A 19646-nucleotide genomic window follows, 5' to 3' on the forward strand; every position below is an offset into this window, starting at 1 on the left:
AACTCTTTTGCCCGAAATCAAGCTCAGCTTTTTAGCCTCTGAAATATGACAACCCCCCCCGTAGTCCCTCGCCATTACCTGCTTTCTTTCATTCTGACCACCTGCTGCTTTTCGCTTTGGGGCTTTGCCAATGATTTTACCAATCCTCTCGTTAAAGTTTTCGAGCAGGTCTTTATCATCACAACCGCCCAGGCTTCCTGGCTACAGTTTGCCTTCTACACGGGCTATTTCTGTATGGCTCTCCCAGCAGTCTTCTTCATTCGAAGGTTCTCCTATAAAGCCGCCATCATGCTCGGACTAGCCCTTTACAGTTGCGGTGCACTAATCACCATTCCGGCAAGCCTGGCGGCCAGCTTCGTACTCTTTTGTATCGCCTCTTACGTCATAACTTACGGCTTGGCCTTCCTGGAAACCGCTTGTAACCCCTACATTCTCGCCATGGGACCTGAGGAAACGGCGACCCAACGCCTGAACCTCGCTCAGTCCTTCAACCCAATCGGATCATTAATCGGCATGTCCGTTGCCTCGCTCATTCTAGCCCCCAGCCTCATGGTGACCGACGTTCGCGAGAAGCTTAAAGAGCAAAATCCCGATCAGATCCAGTATTTGATTACCGATAAAGGTGATCTGCCAGAAGGAGCCTCTCTCGACACCAGCGGAGAATTGGTGATCCTTCAGGATGGTGCCACGGTGACTCTCTATGACTCTGGAATACCCGATTTCAAAAACACATCGGGAGCCCTTGATGTCGCAATGCCGGATGTTTTAAAGGCGGTAAGATCCAACGATCCCGAAGCCTTCGAGGAGATTCAACAAACCGACTTAGCCAACGTCCGTGGACCTTACATGGTGATCGCAGCCGTCGTGGCAGTCTTCTTTGCTCTATTCGCCTTCTCTAAAATGCCTGCGTTCAAGAGCGAAAGCGGCGAGGACGATGCACCCTTCAGTGAAATTCTCCCCCGACTCGTAAAACGTCCGCGCTTTGTCGAAGGAGTTTTCGCCCAGTTATTCTATGTCGGTGCTCAGATCATGTGCTGGACCTTCATCATCCATTACGGAATGGAGCAAGTCGGCCTTAGCCTCTCTGAAGCCCAAGGATACAACATTATCGCGATGGTTTTCTTCGTGAGCAGCCGGTTCATCAGTACTTTTCTCATGCGCTACATTCGTCCCAGTCTCATGTTACTCTGCGCGGCCGTTGGGGGATTCTGTTTCACCCTCGGGGCGATTTATCTTCCCGGCCAGATCGGCCTCATCTCACTCGTCCTGATCTCGGCCTGTATGTCGCTGATGTTCCCCACCATCTACGGAATCGCTTTGAAAGGACTGAAAATCGAAGAGGCCAAGATCGGCTCCGCCTTTCTGATTATGTCCATCGTCGGAGGTGCTGTACTCACAAAGATGCAAGGCGTCATTATCACCGATTATGGAGTGCGCACCTCTTTTTGGCTTCCGGCAGCCTGTTTCGTGGTCATAGCCCTTTACGGACTAAGAAGTTGGATGTCCCACGAGAACAAAGCTTCCTCTTGAATACGAACTCCGAAATCCAAATCGGGATCGAAATCGGATCTCGATAGCGATTTCGATTTTGATTTCGACCTAGCGGAGTAATAAACTTATCCCAACAAAATAATATACCGCCAAAATACTCATGGGCCGCAAACCGAGAAGCAACGACTCCCATGCCCGAAAAGATGACTTACAACAAATTCAGTAAGGTTTGATCGTAATCCGTTAAAAATGCCCTTGAGAAGGCATCGCCGGTGCGAATCCGGACGGTTTCGAAACCACGTCCCTCTTACCAAAAAAACTGGAGGGACATCGTCTCGATCTCCGCGAATCGGCCCATTCGCACCTACTGGACAACTCGCGTGTAGATCTCGGGATTGTTCCTTTTTCGGAAAATCTTCAACTCTTCGAGGTCTTGGTTCGTTATCCGGATCTCTGTGTTCATCGTGTGGAGAGGTTCCCAACTGAGCTGACCCTTTCCAGCGTCATCAAAGCCGGCCTCGAAGGGATCGAGCGGATAGTCATAGACCCAGAAAGCGAGAGGCCTTTCATCGGGTGTATTCGGATTCTCATACACGACACCGTCCCGCCGAAACTCAATGAAGTCACCCTCGCGTTCCCAGAGACCGAGGATTTCCGGATCCTGCGGGCCTTCGTAGTAGCCCTCTCCTATCCGGAAAGGGTAGTTGGAGGGATCGTAACCGGGCCTCCAGCGGGGATCGGTAACGATCGGCCTTTCGCCCTTCAAGAACTGTTGCTCGAGATGCAGGTATTCCTCTCCGTTGCGGAGCACGACCGCTTTGACCATCGTCGAATCGTCGAGAACGAAAGGCTCCTCATATAGGACTCCAGTAGCTGGATCGCTCCCGTCCAAGGAATAGCGGATTTCGTAGAGGTCATCGGGGAGGCTCCCGCGCAAGGCAACGGTTTGCACGTCAATCGCCACGGACTCGGAGGTCTCAAAAAGAGTATCGCCCAAGATGGACGCCGCGGTGATCGAGACCGGGGAATCGTCATCGGTCGCTTGGAAAAAGCCCCGCCCGTAACCGTAGAATAAATTGCGGTGGTTGATCCGGTGGGGATTGACATCGACGGGATCGCCGTTTTCCAGCCCGAGATTCTTGATCGGACCGTCGAACTTGAAGTCGACGCGGTTCATCGTCCAAGGCACGTTGCTTCCGTCCGCATCAATGGCTTGGTAAGTGATCGTCGCCGTATCGAGACGATCCGCTTTCAAATGATCGTTGTTGGTTTCCAAACGGAGCGCAACCGGTGAACCCGCGGTATGCCAAATCATTTGAGCCACCGGCTCTCCATTGTCGTATCCTACGGCCTTGAGCTCACCGGGAACGTAAGGCACCTGCCAGACGAACTCCAACCACTCGGGATCTTCCGTTTTGCGGCCGAGAGACTCTCCATTGAGAAAGAGCTCCACCTCATCGCAGTTGGAATAAGCGACAATCGGCACGACGGTTCCAGGATCCAGAAAGCGATGGGTCCAATGGGGAAGAATGTGCACCATCGGCTCGTCCGTCCACTGGCTTTGATAAAACCAGAAATGATCCTTCGGTAATCCCGCGAGATCGATGATTCCGAAGTTCCAGATACGGGCCGGAAACTTGCCCCCGCCGAAAGAGGCTTCTCCGAGATAGTCGAATCCCGTCCAGCGGAACTCACCGATCACCCAAGGCATATCGCGGGTCTCCCGCCAACTGGTCCGGGCCGAGATGCGGACCCCGGCGTTGTCGTAGCTGGAGCTGTAGCGGGGGTGCCCGTCAAAGAAAATCTGCTCGGTGCCGTAATCGGGGATCTCGTTACGGGGCCGGTCGGGATTGCGCCACCAAGTGCGCACCCGGTAAAATCCGCGAGTCTGGAGCGTATGCGGCACCTCAGTCCGCACTGTGATCGCCTCGGGATTGTCCTGATTGAAACGCTGCATCGCGCCGGGCATTCCCCCTGGACCGTTGTAGCCGGGGATGTCGACGCCCTCGAAAATTGTCCCTCCGGTGGTCGGGCGGGTCGTATCAAATTTCTTGATATAGCCAGTTATGTCGTGGACATCGTCTTCGCCCGTTTCGTTTCCGATTGAATACATAACGATACTCGGATGATTCCGTTTCGCCCGTATCCATTCCTCCACGTCTATCTTCCACCATTCGTCGAAGAAGCGGCCACCGTAATCCTCTTCGGCCTTCCGATGCCAACCGTCGAAAATTTCGTCCATGACCATGATCCCCAATTCGTCGCAAAGATCATAAAACTCCTTTGTGCGGGGGTTATGGGAGGTACGAATAGCATTGGTTCCCATCGCTTTGAGAAGTTCGAGACGCTCGCGAAGAATTTTTTCCGGGAAGGCGCCGCCAACAGGACCTCCGTCGTGGTGCTCGCAGACTCCTTTCATTTTCATCGACACTCCATTGAGGGCGAAGCCCACTTCCCGGTTAAAGGTCAGGGTGCGGATGCCAACCGTCGTATCGACCTGGTCGACGAGCCGTCCACCGGATTTCACCGAAGTTCTCAGGGTGTAAAGGTTTGGATCATCGATTCCCCAAAGTTGCGGTTCGATAACCGTCAGTTTCCGCTTCCCCGAACCTTTGGCGGTCGCGACGATCGTTCCATCCGCTGCAATTAACTCGTAAAAAACCTCAGCCTCGAGATCGCCGACGACTTCGGACTCTGCTTGCACGGTGGCCTCCAGTGAATTCGCGTCAAGCGTCTGGAAGAAGATGCTTCCCCGTTTCACGTGAACGGAATCGGTGACGAGAAGCTCTATGCTCCCAAAGACTCCCGTGCCGGTATACCAGCGGCCCGAAGGTTGGAGAGTATTGTCCACCCGGATGGCGATGAGGTTCTCGCCCTCCTTGAGGTGTGGAGTTAGGTCATAGGCGAAAGTAATGTAGCCGTAGGGCCGGTTTCCCAGCTCAACGCCATTGATCCAAACCGTGCTGTCCATGTAGACGCTGTCGAACTCGATCGAGACCTTTTTCTCCATCCAATCAGCAGGAACGTCGATCACCTTACGATACCAGAGAACCCCAGCCGGGAGATAGCCTCCCCTTCCCTTGTCCGGCGAATCTGCTCGATACTCACCCTCGATCGACCAATCGTGAGGCACGTTAAGGGTGCGCCAACCACTGTCGCTCAAGGAAGGGCTCTGCCCATCAACGACCTCGCCGGCCTTGAACTTCCAATCGAAGTCCAGATTGACGATTTCGCGCCCGCAGAGGGAACTAGCCGCAAAACCAGAAGAGAGAAGGAGCAGGAACAGTTTTTTCATTGATCGAAAACAGGGGGTCGAATCACTCGACAACTATCGCAAAGGTCGGGTAAGCAGACTCCTCATGAGCCTCCCTCATGTATGCCCCTAGCCGAGCAACTATTTCTGGATGGTCGGCAGCAACGTTCGTCGTTTCGCCCGGGTCTATTTCCAGGTTATACAACTCAAGAGTTGAGGAAGGGTCTTTGTGAACATTGTAGCGTACTCCCTTCCATTTCCCTGAACGGACCGCCAACCTTCCGCCCTTCTGCGGAAACTCCCAGTAGAGATATTCGTGCTGCTCTTGGTCCTCTTCTCCAAGCAAAGTTGGGAGAAAGGAAATTCCATCCGTTGCCGCATAGGAACGCTTCTTCACAAGGTCAACCATCGTCGGGAAGAAATCCCAGAAGGCTGAAGGATGATCGGAAACGCTTCCGGGAGCGATATGGCCGGGCCAGCTCGCGATCAAAGGCACACGGATCCCACCCTCGTAGAGGTCGCGCTTAATTCCTCGAAAATCCCCACTCGAGTTAAAGTATTCAGGGTTAGCACCTCCTTCATCGTGGGGACCGTTGTCGGAGGAAAAAAGAATGAGAGTGTCCTCAGCCAAGCCCAACCGGTCGATTTCCTCCATCAATTCCCCGACATATTCGTCGAGAATCGTAATCATCGCAGCAAAGGCCGTATAGGGTTCTTCCTGCCCAAGATAGTAATCCTCTTCGTATGGTTGTTCTTCCGGAAACTTACCACGGAACTTCTCCATATATTCTTCGGGCGCATCCATATCCGCATGGGGTTGAATGATCGCGTAGTAGATAAAAAAGGGTTGATCTTTGTTCTGATTGATGAAGGACAGCACTTCACGTTGGATGAAGTCAGGTGCGTAATCCCTATTTTGAAACGAGCGGGTGTTTCCGGAAAGGAATTCGCGTTGATCATCGTCCCAAAGCCAAGCTGGATAATAGCTATGCGCCATCCTCTGACAGTTGTATCCATAAAACCGATCAAAACCCATTTTCAGAGGATCACTGACACTACCCGGATAGCCTAGACCCCACTTGCCGAAGACTGCCGTTTGGTAGCCGAAGTGTTGCAAGTAGTGAGCGACGGTGTAGGTGTTGGCGGGCATGGGGACTTGTCCCTCCGGTTGCCTTTCTGCATTCCCCCGAATTGGTGTCCTACCCGTATGTAAACCTGTCAGCAGAGAACTACGGGCAGGAGCACAGACCGAACTCCCCGAATAGTGATCGGTAAAGCGCATCCCACTCTCCGCGAGACGGTCTAGATTCGGCGTCGGCACCTTGGCCTGCCCATAGCTGCCAAGATCGCCGTATCCAAGATCATCAGCAAGGATGTAGATGACATTCGGCTTACGGGCTTCAATTGACCCAAAACCCAACGCCAGACACGCTAGTGCGAGCAAAAATACTTTCATTTCCCCGAGCATCGCGTTCCTTACCAGAAAACGATGTAGAGAATGATCGTCAGAACGACGACGCCGACACCGGCCATCTTGGCCCCCGAGGAGGATTCGAGGGCAATCTCGTCATTCACCGGCATCTCAACCGGTTTGGCCATGGGTCGCAGGAGGGTCAGGAGGATACCCACTACGATCACCAGGCCCAGCGTGATTGCCATCCGATTCAAGAAGGCGATTTCTTCGCCGAGAAACAGTAGGCTCCCGTAGATTGCGATGCTCGCAACAATACCGAGGACCCCAAAATACCGGGGAGTTCTCGGAGAGAAGAAGCCGAAGATGAAGACGGCCAGGATACCCGGCGAGATAAAGCCTTGGAACTCCTGAATATAAGAGAAAATGCTGTCGAACTTGTCCAATGACGGTGCGATCAACCCTGCCACTACTACGAAGATCACAACAAAACTACGGCCTACTTTCACCAGGGATGCTGGATCCGTCTGTCCGGTAAACTTCGAATACAGGTCAATGGTCGCAATGGTTGATGCCGAATTCAGCATAGAGGCCAGCGAACTAATCACCGCACCACTCAGCGCTGCCAGGACAAACCAGGAGATCAAGGGCGTCGGCTGAATCAGGTTCCGAACCAAAATCGGAAAAGCCGCATCATAGTCATAGGAATAAAGCGTGCCAGCACTCTCAGCCCCTTCCTCCATTGCCTGCACTGCAAGGCTGTTGATCTGCTCGGCCGATAGAGGCCCTGTAGGGACGACGCCAACTGCGCTAGCATTTATCGCCAAAACCCGCGGAGCGAGATCGGGGTGGATCTCGACAAACTGATCGTCCACCTCAAAGACCTCATTGTCTTCCACGTCTTCAACCATCTCTTGGTTGGTCTCCACTTGTGACTCTCTCAGGTCACTGCTGAAAAGATTGAAGGCGAGGATTCCCGGGATCACGACGATAAAGGGGATGATAAGCTTCAGCCCTGCAGCAAAAACGATCCCCCGTTGCCCTTCAGCAAGTGACTTTGAGCCGAGCGTTCGCTGCACGATATACTGGTTGAGCCCCCAGTAGTAGAGGTTGGGAATCCACAACCCGATCAGGAGAGCGGTCCACGGGATGTCGGAATCCTCCTTGGGTCGAATCATGTGGACCTTTCCTCCGGAGCCGTTCGGCCCGTTCTGTGCAACGGCTTCTCCGTCCACCCCATCATTCAGGAGCATGAAACGCTCCCAGCCTCCGGCCTCGTCAATTTGCTCTACCGTGGCATCCGAATTTTCCACTTTGGTCAGGATGAGTTCGTCGGCAGGCTTTTCAGCGAGCACGTTAAACGCGAGATACATGACCACTGCTCCACCAACGATGAGGGCGGCTCCCCAGATCAGGTCGGTCCATGCACAGGCTTTCAATCCCCCGATGAAGACATAAACTGCTGCAAAGATGGCGATCAGCCAGCAAACTGCGGTAAGATTATTCAGGACCGGCACCTCGTGGTAATACTCCGAAACAAACTTCGCACCGGAAAAGATCACCGAAGCAGTCGTCACGAAGACCAGGGTGACGATCATCGGGATCGCCATCGTAAGGCGGGCGGTCGTGTTGAAGCGATACTCCAAAAACTCGGGAATCGTGTAGAGGCCGGCTTTGAGGAACTTGGGCAGGAACCAGAAGGCAACGAAAACCAGGGTGATCGCTGCCATCCACTCATAGGAGGCAATCGCCATCCCCAGCCAGTTCGCCGACGCCCCGGACATTCCCACGAACTGCTCCGTTGAGATGTTCGCGGCGATCAGGGAGAAGCCCACCAGCCACCAGGTCAGACCCCTACCGGCAAGAAAGTAATCCGAGGCTCCCTTTTCCCCCTTCGTGTCTTCGTCTCGACTCTTCCATATTCCTAAAGCAATTACGCCAACTACGGCAGAGACGAAAAGAACTATTTCCAGAATATTCATGTTTGGGGAGAGGGAGGTAGGGAGTTTTTCGAGGGAAGAAGGAAGACGTTATCGCTTCTTTTCGGTGAATCTGCTCGGACCCAATGGCATCACTTCACAAAAGATTGGGCAAGGACAGAGAGAGTTTCTCGGCCTATACAAGTGAATAGGCATCAACGATTTGACTCTTTTGACACCGAAAACAACAACCTTCAACCCACACGATCAGCTACGTATTGTTTCTCCTCAACCCCCTCGCCAAACCACGAGAAAACGACTTCCCGAAAATACCCTCCCAGTAGAGGGAAGAAATGAGAGAACCGGGTGCCCGTTAGAGGGCTTCGTTCCTTACTAGTCGCGGGAACGGTTCTAGGGAGACATATGCCAAGTCAGCGTTCAACCGTCTCCGACCTCTCAGCCAGTAACTCTTTCAACTGAGAAACTACTTCCGGAAAATCCTTAGACACGTTCTTCGTTTCCCGCTCTGGGCTGGTGTGGTCGTAGAGTTCAACAAAGCCACTGTCATGAACGGTAAGTCGATGAGTCCTAGTGCGAATTGTTTCTGCCCATCGAGAGTATCCGAAAGCACTGCCTTCTTTGTCCGACCCATTCTCGAGGTGTGGTACCAGCGAATCTCCTTGAAGAAAGTCCGGAAGAGTGAGCCCAACCAAATCGAGCAACGTAGGAAAAATATCTACCGTAGAAACAATGGCGTCAGTCCTTCCTCCAACGCGGTCCATTCCCGGATACTTTACGATCAGCGGAGAATGAAGAGACTCCTCAAACAGGCTATGCTTCCCCCAAATCGCGTGCTCCCCAAGATGCCACCCATGGTCACCCCAGACTATGACAATAGTATTTTCATCCTCACCGGTCGCTTCGAGTCTGTCCAAAATCTTGCCTATCTGAGCATCCGCATAGCTTACGCAAGCGGCATAGTGGCGACGAACTTCTTCGGAAAAAGCTTCATCTTTATTGGGATCTTTATCCCAGCGATGGTACTTATAAAACTCGCCGGACTTGTGCCACGTCGTTTTCCCTTTCGGACGTTTTGGATGGGATACCTCGGGCATCGAAACATCCGCATACAAATCGAGATACTCTTGTGGAGCCCCAAAGGGCAAATGGGGACGAATCATACCGACCGCCAAAAAGAAAGGGCTCGTTTTATCGGCAATCAGTAAATCCAACTGACGCAAAGCTTCTTCTGTAATCAGCCCATCCGGGTAGATAGTATCGGAACCATCAACAGCCTGAAATACTGCCATCTCACTCGCATTCTCTCTGATCTCGCCAAATGCCAGCCCGTGCATAGCACCGCGGGGATGTTGCCATTCACCCGAGGGCATCAGGTGCCTGTCCCACGCACCCGGCATCTCAATGGGTTCAGCACTATCCCAATCCGGACCGCCCCTCCCGCCTGGATGGTGAGAGACTTTTCCTACGGAAACCGTGGTATAACCATTGGACCTGAAAATCTCAGGTAGACTCGGGTAGACTGAATCCAAACCGTCTTCAATTCTTCGTGCACGTTCAAATAGTGCGCTATTCTTAGCGACTCCATATCGACCGGTTAAAAGAGTATATCGGGACGGTCCGCAGCTCGGTGCGTTTACGTAATGGTTCACGAACAGATGCCCTTCGCTGGCGAGTCGATCAATATTGGGCGAATGTATGTAGCTCCGGCCATAGCAATTGAGCTCGGGCCGCAAGTCATCGACACAGATCAGGAGGACGTTTGTTTGAGTCGCATTTCCGATCAATACTCCTGCAAGAAAGCCAAGACAAAACAGTCTCAGTGATCGCCTCATTGTGTAAAAATAAGAAACAACTCCCTTTTCGTTTCGGGTCTGGTTTATAAAGTGAAGAGAAAAGAGGAGTTCGATTCAGCTCTTACGCCGATTTGATTTTCCATTCTTCTCTGACAGGAACATCAAGCATCCGAGCAGCTTCGGAGTCCCCAACAATCTGCTCTGTCTCCGGATCCCAATTGATTTTACGTCCACCGAGTTTCATCGAAATGTGGTGCAGCACGCAGATCGTGTTCGTGCGATGTCCGCCTTCGACCGGGCAGACGCCATCCCGGCCCTCTCTCGCCGCAACCATCCAGTCAAGTTCATGGCCACCCTTACTCTCGTAAACTGCAACCTCGCCATCGGTAGGAATGCGTCGGAGCATTTCAGGATCACTGCAGCTCATACCGCCTCTCGAGCATCGGGCGACGCCATCTTCCATAGTAAACTTCACACCAGCACTGCCATTCTTTGAGCGCACAATGACACCATTTGGATAAAGGGCTTCACCATTATAGCCAACGTGCACATCAAAAATACCCCGATCCGGAAAGTCTCCGGTGGCACTGATTTCAGTTGGACCTCCATCCATATCAACTCCCATTGCCCACTGAGCGATATCGTACATGTGCGAACCCCATCCAGTGATCATCCCTAGGCAGAAATCTTCTCGCTGCAACCATCCAGGGCGCCCCACATATTTGCGCTGGGGGTTGATATTCTGGGAGTGAACTCCTAGCTCGGTGTAGGGCGAATAGGATGCTGGACCAAGCCACAGATCGTAGTTCAAGTGGCTCGGCACAGGCATTTCGACGAAAGGTTGGTTTCCTTTGTCAGTCGGGACTTCGACGAGGACCTCCTTGAGTTTCCCCAACCACTCGTTCCTCACAATGTTGCAAACTCTACGAAAATAGACACTTGACCGCTGTTGCGAGCCCACTTGGAGCGTTACTCCATTTCGGCGCACGGCGTCAACAAGAGCCCGGCCTTCAGGTATTGAGTAAGTCAAAGGCTTCTGCATGAAAATATGTTTACCCGCATTGGCCGCTGCGATCCCGTGGAGTGCATGCCAACGATCTGGAGTGGCGATGATGACTGCATCCAAAGACTCGTCGGCAAGCAGATCGCGATAGTCCTCGTATTGCGTGATCTCTACGTTCGACTCTCCACGTCCCTCATAGAAATCGGTGCAAATCGCAGATGCATTGTCCATCCGACTGGAATCTGGATCACAAACAGCGACGATTCGTGCATTGGCTTGCTTCTTCAACCCTCGAGCCATCGCCGCATTCATGTTGGTGCAACCCATTCGACCCGAACCGATGAGACCGATTTGCATAGTGTCGTTCTTCGAGGGACCAGACCATACGTGCGGGGGTAGAATGAGCATTGCGCTACCGGATGCGAGGGAGGTTTTAATGAATTCTCTTCTTTTCATGATTCTGGGTAGGTTAGTAACTTGAGAGCGAAATTGGTGATCTTATTCCTGTTGTGCCAGAGGAGAGTCATCGCATTCGAGATCTCCAAGGGCGTATTGGATACCGTTGAGGATAAACTGTAGTAGCTCAGGATCCTCGAAGCTCTGAGCATTGTGAGCTGGCCCACAGTAAAAGACGCGCCCTTCGCCATGACTTCTTATCCAGGAGATGTAGCGCTTGATCGGTTCTCCATTGCGGAGAAAGACCTGATCTCGGACCTCCTGGTCTACGTCTGGCAATTCCATTTCAAGCAAAGGCCGAAAGTCGAAGTCATAATAAGCACCCTTAAAGAGATAAGGTTCGTCCTTGTGATGAAACTCTCCGGCCTCGAAAGCCGAAGTGATCGGGTGGGAGGAGTCCACGACCTTTCCGGTGACAATCGTTTGCTTCGGGTGAAATGCAAAGGCACCTCCGATCATTTCGCAAAACGGCTCGGAGTTATTCTGCATGACAATCGCGCCGTGAACCGGCACCAAACCATTCCCCTCTTCTACGAACCTGATAAGGTTTTCCTCCAGCTCATTAGCCTTCTCCATATCCCCCAATGCGTCGTAAAACAGGTTGCGCTCCGGACGCTTAGAACAGTTATTGACGAGAATGATCGCATCGAAACGACCAATGTTCTCTGCCTCGAAATGACTCAGATCATCACTCACCACACTCTCGTAGGCACCAGTCTTTTCCCCAAGGATCCGAATCACTTCGGCCGTATGAGGGGTAACCCAGTGTTCGAAGCCGGTCATGAGTGTAAAAATAAGCACGAGGCGCTCCGTCTGCGGGGCTGCTTGAGGATTTGAAGGAGCAAGACCTTCGATCTTTTCTGACCATTCGGGTGTCAACTTTATCCGCTTCACATTCGAGACATGAGCCAAAGTTGGTATTGCCAAAACTAAGACTAAAAAAGCTATTAAGTATTTCATCGGATTAATGGTTTTAAACTTCGAGGCCACCGAGCTGCACTGGGTGCAACGTTCCACACATTCCCATTCGGGCATCTCCAGAGTCTCCGTTAAAAACGAACCTATCGCCATCGAAGCTGGATTTGTTTCCGGACAACCGCGTTTCAGTATGTTTGCCCCAGGCAATCGGTCCGCTCTGCACGTGTTCGCTAAACTTATCCGCTTCTGAAAGGACATTGTTTCGGTGAAGATCGACAAACCTCTCCAGCTCGCGGAAATAATTGGCACGATCACTGTCCCATAGATCAATCAACTTCTGGTAGGCCCGCACTGCGGCGTCCCGTCGCACCAATGCACCCTCGATTCCTGTCGACGCTAGACTGACCAAATAGCTGAAACTATCGGGTTCTTCGTCAACTTCCGGTCCGAAGTAGATTCTCGCGTCACCGTTCTCAGCAAGACCCGAGTTACTCATCAGTCCTAGGACAGACAGCCCTTCGTCACTTACGATCCGGTGCAGTACATTCGGCGGGAATTGAAAGTAATCACCAGCTTTAAGAAGAACGGTTCTGAATCCCTTATCTAATGTGTGTAGCTCAACGGACCCTTTTCCGCTTACGATGTAGTAAGCTTCAGCGCAAATCGCATGGATGTGGGGGCACCCGGAATGTTTTCCATCGGGAGCTACCCTTTGATCGTAAACTTTAACCCGGGTCATTCCAAGACCTCCGATCAAACCCGTCGTTTGTTGTGATAGTTCTAAGTTCGCCATAGTTTTCTTCGATAAAATTTATAACACAGTTCGATTCCTCAAATGGGCAATCGCTGCCAAAAGCAGAAATACTCCGATTCCGACCAGACCTAAATTCCCGGCCCGGTCGTAAGTTGCCCAAACGCATCCGAAACTCACGAAAACAATCGCGCATATCATAATCGCGTTTAACGCATATCGCTTCGGACCCTCTACCCGTTCCTCGCCAAGAAGCTTCTTGCTGTTGAACAATACGAAAAAACTGAGATAGGCCAGAGGTAATGCAATCAAACCGATGATCGCTGTCGGTACGACGACCCAAAAACTCGCCCCTTGCCAAATAAGTGGCCCGAGCACGCCCACTCCCGGCAACATACAGCCGAAACGATGCCAAAGACCACGGTGTGGAAGCCCGAGCATCTCACAAAATGCAAATCCATTGATGAGCATAAGAATAATTATACTCGAAAGCGTCATCGCAAAGACCCCGAAACCAAAAACATAGTTAGCGAATGCATAGCCCATTAATGGTTCGAGGGATGTTGCCAACGAAAGGGCACCACGCTTGACCAGCATTGCCGCAAGTCGTTTCTCTTTGTCCGGCATCTGCGCAAAAACAATCTCACGCTCCTCTTCCGTCATATCGCTAACACCGATCCCTTGGTGCGAAAGTCGCTGAACCAGAAGTGTTCGGTAGGCTCCGGCAAGTGCAGTATTCTGGGGCCCTTCGTTCATCAACACTACCTCGCCCGCAGCAGTCAATTTCGTCATTAACCCTTCCTCAGGATCTGTATGGAATTGGTTCGACGCAGCAATCACTACACAGCTGGTCGCCAGAATGAAAGGAATCAGCAAACTCGTGGACAAATCGAAGACTGCCAAACCTCGAAAGTTCCTGTTCCATCCCTTCGCTAGCTGCGAGTAAGGAAGCAAAAAGGTCATATTGATCCCCACTGCGTACGTTACACCTGAGAAAATCACACTCCGTTGGAGGCTTACGATCGTCCCACGCCAGAATTCGTAAGCCTCATCACTCAATCCAGACAGACTCTCCGAGAACGTAGCAGCAGGAGTGGTAAGCTGTTTAAAGTCCGGCACAAATCCACCCAGGATCGCACCCCAATTGAGTCCGTTGTCGGAGTAACCCAACTTCACAACAACCCCAACGAAGGAGAGGACGATTAGAGCGACGAAGAGTTTCAAAAGATTCTCAAAGATTCGAATTCCCTTTCGGCCAGAATCATAAAACCAAATGATCGCCACCGAAATTGCCAACATGACAAAGCTCACAACATACGGGTTCGATCCGGGCACCAAATTGCGGGTGACGGCTGCAGTACCCAGGCTAAATTGCGGAAGCGACCAAATTATATTCGCAAGAAAAGTCGCTATGATCCACCCCCAGGCAATAACGGGGTTTACTCTCGTTCGAATGAGCTCAAAGGGGCGTTTTCCGGTCGAAAGAACAACGTAGGAAATCGCACACATCATGATAATCCCGAGAACCATCGCAACAGGCTGTATCCATAGAAGTGATACCCCTCCAAGCACCCCTAGAAAAAGACTTGTGCTCAACGAACCGCCGCCAAGGGTAATAGCGGACTGCAACCAACCAGGACCCGACAACTTCGCATAGGTAATCCATCGCCCGAGTACACCTTTTGATTCGGCATCCTGCAGTATCCGATTTTCCCGTTCGGTCTGCGTCGAGATTGATTTGGTTTTGGGCATATGAGGTTGGAGCGAGACGAAGGCTAAAGGACGATAGAGTATCAGTATCGCTCCAAACTAACAATGTATATTCGTGCATACTTTTCTTCATTTCGTGCACATTATGATTGTCAGCCCAAGTTCAACGACGAGAATCTATGCATGGCTCCAAAACGACAAACGCCCCCGAGAGTCGCTCTCCTCATCCAAGGCACACGCCACTACGAACGCTCTCTCCTGAGTGGAATTGCAGATTATGCCAACCTTCACGGTCCTTGGCAGTTCTTTCGCAATGTCTCCTACCTGCGAGATGAAGATATTTCTCCGCAAGCGCTTCTACGCGCTTGGAAGCCCGACGCCTTGATCATTCGCGAAAGCTCGCCCCGGCACTACGACAAAATTCTCAGGAGCAAACTCCCGATCATCTACGCTCCGAGCACAGAGCCAAATCCAAGTGTCACCAATATTATCGTCGACGACGTAGAAACCGGGAGGTTGGCAGCGCGCCACCTTTACGAAAATGGCTTCCGGAATTTTGCGTTCTGTGGAGTCAGCGACCTTTTTTTCTGGTCACGTCTCCGACGTGAGGGGTTTTGCAAAGAAGTCGAAGCACTCGGACACAAGGCTCATATTTTCGAAAGTAAAACGGGAGACGAATTTCTCAGCTGGAGTGCAAGTTCTCGAAAACTACGGAAATGGCTGGCTGAGCTACCCGGACAAACAGGACTAATGGCCTGTACGGACGATTTTGCTCTCCTCGCACAAGAGGCCTGCATTGCGGTCAATCGCTCTATCCCCGATGAAATTGCATTGATAGGAGTCGGGAATGATGAAGCCGTTTGCGAACTTGCAGCGACTCCTCTCAGCAGTGTCGAACTCAACGTCAAACGTGCCGGTTACAACGCCGCACGCTTTCTCGACCATCGGTTAAAAACCAAATCCAACACTCACCAGACAAAGCCCATAAAGATCGTAATTGAACCCTTGCGGGTGATTGCACGTGTTTCAACGGATCCGGCCAAAACTCGCGATGTAGAGATCGCGAAAGCGATTCGTTACATCAACAAACAAATCAATCAGGCAATCGACGTAAGCGATGTAGTCGCGGCCACCAATCTCTCCCGCCGGACTCTCTACAACAAATTTCAAGCCGCCACAGGTGAACCCATCTCAAGCTTTATCCGTCAGCGCAAGATTGAGCATTTCTCAAAGCTTCTACTCGAGACAAACCTTACCGTCGCAGAAATCGCTTACTCGATGGGGTATGAGTCAGAGAGCAATATCTCACGGCTTTTCAAAAAATACTCGGGTGTAACTCCGCTCGCCTATCGGCGCAGGCATTTGGTAACCGCCTAGAGCCTACCCGATCTCTCGCGGGATTCTTATGAGAATGTCGTCAGCCTTCTCAGGGAGGTGTTATTTGTGAGAGACTGATTTTCACCTCTTCCAAGATAACACCGTGATCACTAATTAGCCGAAAGGTTACTTCTGGGTCAGGACGGCCCGGATCAAAAGTGAATTCACCAAAGGCAATGATCTCGGAACCAGTATATCCGAAGAACTGTTCAGAACAGTCCTTAACGAGAGCATCTGGCCCTTTGATGCCACCCAAACTACCAACACCAAACTCAAAGAATCCAAAGTCGTTCTTTCTAGGAATTCGGAAGCCCCGGGCACCGTGACGGTCTCCACTGACAAGGAGAACACCACCGATTCCCTTTTCCTCGATAAAAGAGAAAATGTCTTCTCTTCCTTCTTTGTCCCAAACACCCCACGAGTCCTTTCCGTCGCTTACGTAATCACTCCACATAGTGCCAGAGCTAATTACTTTAAAGGGTGCCGTCGATCCCAAGAGACCAAGCTTCAACCACTCATGCTGCTCCTCGCCGAGGAAACTCCTAAACCCACCCTTTCTGCCGGTCTCGCGGCAAGAGCGGGTATCCAGCATAAAATACTCAACAGGACCTAACCTCGTCTTGAAAAAAATGCCTTCCCGCCGAGGCCTCTCAACCGGGCTATTCCAATTGGCGTTCCAAATTTCACGGAGATTTTGACGAATTTCAGCAGTAATGTGTCGATCCAAACCACTTCGATCGTTGGCGAAATAGTCCCAGTCGTCCCAAGAAGTGTAGACTGGCGTGTTGGCGACAAAATTAGCCCATGGTCCTGAAGTATCACGCAAAAGATAATCTGCTTCGATCATATTAAAATTACTTCGACGTCCGTCGGCCGCAATATCGCCATAGAAGAACATCGCAAGAGGGTCGCGCCTGGAAATCTGAGAGAACAGGTTGGGATTATGCAGTCCAATTTTGTGAAAGTCCGCGCCGAATGTGATTCGCAGCTGACTATCAGTGTCGTTTCGCGGTGCAGTCTTAAACGAACCACGAGCCACTACCTCAGAATCCGACGCGACAATCGCGTAGGTATACGACGAAGCCTCTTTCAGGTTATCGATCTGAGTCCGCACAGGTCTTCCAAGTTGTTCGACCATAACGGGATAGTACTTCGGATCCTCATTTTCACCAATGACTAGAATGGTCAAATCATCAGCTATCGATGGACGCATCCAGATAGAAACACCCTCCGTCGTTAGATCTCCCAGCAATGGCCCACTGATCAATGAGATCCCCATGTCTTGCGCCATCGAGACAACCTCTGAATCACTCAATCGGGCGTCCCGAGATGCCGAAAGATACTCTCGAGCTCCCAGGTAGAGGTCTCGCCTATCGTTTTGCGCAAGACCATAGTTGTCCATAATCCACGTATCCATCTCCAGACTACCTTTCCGCACATCTCTCGGCACGGATGATTCAGTCGGTTCAACATAAACAGGATCTGCTGAGCCAGTAGAGAGAAGAGTGATGAGTATGAGTAAGAGTCGAATGGTAAAACAAGAGGCAGATTTTTGTATGGTTTTCATCTTCGCGGATTATTACTCCAACGGTTAAATAGAAGACAGAGTCGTAGTGGTTTCAAAATCGAAATGGCATTGAATCCCTATCGGAAGGCCCCGATGGGCGATTTGGATATCGATTTCGACCATCGAATATCGTCTATTTCTCTCGCGGATTAAAGTCGGTCGTAGGCAGAAGGTTCTTTGGGAGCATAGTCCTTAGAGAGAGCGACTATTTTGAAAAGCTCCGGGGAGGATATTTCTCCTCCATCTCCTCTCTAAACGACTCCGAAAGACTGACCGCACGAGAACGATCTTCATCATCATAATCCCAATAAGCATCAATTGCCCTGTTGCAAAGAAATTTGGGATCATCTTCACCATACAGGCTACGCAACTCCTTAAGCCGTTCCTTAAGCTCCTCGACGATCGCTGAATACTCTGGATCGTCGTAAAGATTATTCATTTCCTTCGGATCATCGATCAGATCATAAAGCTCCCAAGCAGGAGGTGAGTGTGCCTCAGCTGAGTTTTCTGCACATCCATAGAAAAGGAGAAGCTTATACTCCTTGGTGCGGATACCGATATGAGCAGGAACAAAGTGATGCTTAAGATGCATCCAGTAGTGATAGTAGGCCGCATCCTTCCAGTCCTCACCCTCCCTTCCGGTCTCCATGATCGTGCGAAAACTACGACCATGCATATAGTCGGGTGTCTCAACGCCTGCGTAATCGAGAAGCATCGCTGGGATATCAATATTCTCTACAATAGCATCGGAGCGACTCCCGGCAGGAATCGATTCCGGGTAGCGAACGATGAATGGCATGCGCATCGATTCTTCGTATGCCCACCGCTTATCGATGTAGTCGTGTTCTCCAAGAAACATTCCCTGATCGCTCGTATAGACGACTACTGTGTTACCGTCTAATCCCTCCTCCTTTAAGAAATTGAGAACACGCTGGATATTATCGTCGATGCCTTTCACGCAGCGGAGATACCTTTTGAGGTATTGCTGGTAGGCGTAGGCGGCGATCTCTTCCTCCGATGCTTCCGGATTTATCTTGAGCAAACCTTTTGCAAATCCCCGGTAATTGCGCACCCGGTGGCGCATACTGATCGACGATCCGAGAAATGGAAGCAACTCTTCTTCATAACCACGTGTTGCGATTGAGCCATGATTTTGGCGATCAAATAGCGAATCAGGCTCAGGAATATCCACATCATCCAAATAGGTGTCATACCGAGGAGCATTCCTGAATCGGTCATGCGGCGCTTTATAATGTAGTTTTAAAAAGAACGGTTTTTTTGGATCCCTTTCTTCCCTGAGCCATTCCAGAGCGGAATCGGTAACACGATCCGTTGAATGGCCTTCCATTTGGACCGCATTCTCGAAAATGATGTTCGGTCCGAATTTGTTCCTTTCCCACGCACTTGCACTGGGTCTCACTACAGTTCCTGTTGCACCCTTCTCAAGGAACACAGGATCGATGTAGTGCCCCTGCCCTACCAGCACCTTGTAGTAATCAAAGGTCTCAGGCTTCTCTTTCAGGTGCCATTTTCCAATCACCGCAGTTTGATAACCTGCCTTACGCATCTCTTTCGAAAGGTACTGCTGCTCCACCGAAATCTCTTTATCCAGATCCGTAGCGCCATTGACCGCACTACTCTGCCCAGTCATGATCGAAGCCCTACTCGGGGTGCAGATCGAGTTCTGTGCGAAAACATTCTCCATCAAAACTCCTTCTTCCGCCAACCGATCGATTGTGGGCGTCGGATCCAGTTGCGCTAGAATCCCTCCGTAGGCACCGATAGCCTGAGAGGCATGATCATCCGACATGATAAAAAGAATATTCGGCCGCTCACTTGCCCATATCGAAATCGCGCACAACAAAAAAGGAACTGCCAGAACCAGACTTTTCATCACCACTAAGCTCAATCAGAGAGATAAGCAGCAAACACCGTTTGCCATTTCATAGAAAAGACTCGAAACCGCCTTCGTATCC

Annotated in this window: 12 protein-coding genes; 2 read left to right on the plus strand and 10 right to left on the minus strand. The window is 51.2% G+C overall.

The features are described 5' to 3' along the window. The first annotated feature begins 45 nt into the window (after positions 1–45). Positions 46–1530: an MFS transporter gene (locus AAGJ81_06900; protein MEM0965858.1), complete on the plus strand. Its 1485-nt coding sequence runs from the start codon at positions 46–48 to the stop codon at positions 1528–1530. Positions 1531–1855: 325 nt separating this feature from the next. Here the strand turns inward: AAGJ81_06900 and AAGJ81_06905 are convergent, their stop codons facing one another. The 8 genes from AAGJ81_06905 to AAGJ81_06940 all read right to left on the minus strand — a co-directional run bounded on the left by AAGJ81_06905 (position 1856) and on the right by AAGJ81_06940 (position 14768). Next, positions 1856–4786 (minus strand): glycoside hydrolase family 2 TIM barrel-domain containing protein, encoded by a 2931-nt coding sequence (locus AAGJ81_06905; GenBank protein MEM0965859.1) that lies wholly within the window; start codon positions 4784–4786, stop codon positions 1856–1858. A 22-nt stretch (positions 4787–4808) separates the two neighbouring features. Then, the gene (locus AAGJ81_06910; protein ID MEM0965860.1) at positions 4809–6200 is read right to left on the minus strand and encodes an arylsulfatase; all 1392 of its coding nucleotides are present in this window, start codon (positions 6198–6200) and stop codon (positions 4809–4811) included. A 20-nt stretch (positions 6201–6220) separates the two neighbouring features. Further along, entirely contained in the window at positions 6221–8137 is a 1917-nt protein-coding gene (locus AAGJ81_06915; GenBank protein MEM0965861.1) for a sodium/solute symporter, read from the minus strand. A 368-nt stretch (positions 8138–8505) separates the two neighbouring features. Beyond that, a complete protein-coding gene (locus AAGJ81_06920; protein MEM0965862.1) occupies positions 8506–9927 on the minus strand; it encodes a sulfatase in 1422 nt (473 codons plus the stop codon). Positions 9928–10009: 82 nt separating this feature from the next. Further along, on the minus strand, positions 10010–11347 hold the full coding sequence (locus AAGJ81_06925; protein MEM0965863.1) for a Gfo/Idh/MocA family oxidoreductase: 1338 nt from the start codon (positions 11345–11347) through the stop codon (positions 10010–10012). Between the two features lie 42 nt (positions 11348–11389). Continuing rightward, positions 11390–12241: a ThuA domain-containing protein gene (locus AAGJ81_06930; GenBank protein MEM0965864.1), complete on the minus strand. Its 852-nt coding sequence runs from the start codon at positions 12239–12241 to the stop codon at positions 11390–11392. 79 nt (positions 12242–12320) lie between these two features. After that, entirely contained in the window at positions 12321–13058 is a 738-nt protein-coding gene (locus AAGJ81_06935; GenBank protein ID MEM0965865.1) for a cupin domain-containing protein, read from the minus strand. An 18-nt stretch (positions 13059–13076) separates the two neighbouring features. Next, positions 13077–14768 (minus strand): divalent metal cation transporter, encoded by a 1692-nt coding sequence (locus AAGJ81_06940; protein ID MEM0965866.1) that lies wholly within the window; start codon positions 14766–14768, stop codon positions 13077–13079. Positions 14769–14831: 63 nt separating this feature from the next. Between AAGJ81_06940 and AAGJ81_06945 the strand changes: the two genes are divergently transcribed. After that, on the plus strand, positions 14832–16103 hold the full coding sequence (locus AAGJ81_06945) for a DNA-binding transcriptional regulator (protein MEM0965867.1): 1272 nt from the start codon (positions 14832–14834) through the stop codon (positions 16101–16103). Between the two features lie 49 nt (positions 16104–16152). Here AAGJ81_06945 and AAGJ81_06950 read toward each other — a convergent pair whose 3' ends face one another. Beyond that, positions 16153–17670 carry an alkaline phosphatase D family protein gene (locus tag AAGJ81_06950; GenBank protein MEM0965868.1) on the minus strand — a complete coding sequence of 506 codons (1518 nt, stop codon included), beginning with the start codon at positions 17668–17670 and terminating at the stop codon, positions 16153–16155. Positions 17671–17875: 205 nt separating this feature from the next. Beyond that, positions 17876–19564 carry a sulfatase gene (locus tag AAGJ81_06955; protein MEM0965869.1) on the minus strand — a complete coding sequence of 563 codons (1689 nt, stop codon included), beginning with the start codon at positions 19562–19564 and terminating at the stop codon, positions 17876–17878. Positions 19565–19646: the final 82 nt, after the last annotated feature.

It is taken from the genome of Verrucomicrobiota bacterium, from assembly GCA_038744685.1.
In the GTDB taxonomy this organism is placed as follows: Bacteria; Verrucomicrobiota; Verrucomicrobiia; order Opitutales; family Puniceicoccaceae; genus Puniceicoccus.

Excerpts from the sequence above, each read along its gene's own strand:
- AAGJ81_06900 (MEM0965858.1), top strand. The coding sequence starts at position 46 with ATGACAACCCCCCCCGTAGTCCCTCGCCATTACCTGCTTTCTTTCATT.
- AAGJ81_06905 (MEM0965859.1), bottom strand. The coding sequence starts at position 4,786 with ATGAAAAAACTGTTCCTGCTCCTTCTCTCTTCTGGTTTTGCGGCTAGT.
- AAGJ81_06910 (MEM0965860.1), bottom strand. The coding sequence starts at position 6,200 with ATGAAAGTATTTTTGCTCGCACTAGCGTGTCTGGCGTTGGGTTTTGGG.
- AAGJ81_06915 (MEM0965861.1), bottom strand. The coding sequence starts at position 8,137 with ATGAATATTCTGGAAATAGTTCTTTTCGTCTCTGCCGTAGTTGGCGTA.
- AAGJ81_06920 (MEM0965862.1), bottom strand. The coding sequence starts at position 9,927 with ATGAGGCGATCACTGAGACTGTTTTGTCTTGGCTTTCTTGCAGGAGTA.
- AAGJ81_06925 (MEM0965863.1), bottom strand. The coding sequence starts at position 11,347 with ATGAAAAGAAGAGAATTCATTAAAACCTCCCTCGCATCCGGTAGCGCA.
- AAGJ81_06935 (MEM0965865.1), bottom strand. The coding sequence starts at position 13,058 with ATGGCGAACTTAGAACTATCACAACAAACGACGGGTTTGATCGGAGGT.
- AAGJ81_06940 (MEM0965866.1), bottom strand. The coding sequence starts at position 14,768 with ATGCCCAAAACCAAATCAATCTCGACGCAGACCGAACGGGAAAATCGG.
- AAGJ81_06945 (MEM0965867.1), top strand. The coding sequence starts at position 14,832 with ATGTATATTCGTGCATACTTTTCTTCATTTCGTGCACATTATGATTGT.
- AAGJ81_06950 (MEM0965868.1), bottom strand. The coding sequence starts at position 17,670 with ATGAAAACCATACAAAAATCTGCCTCTTGTTTTACCATTCGACTCTTA.
- AAGJ81_06955 (MEM0965869.1), bottom strand. The coding sequence starts at position 19,564 with ATGAAAAGTCTGGTTCTGGCAGTTCCTTTTTTGTTGTGCGCGATTTCG.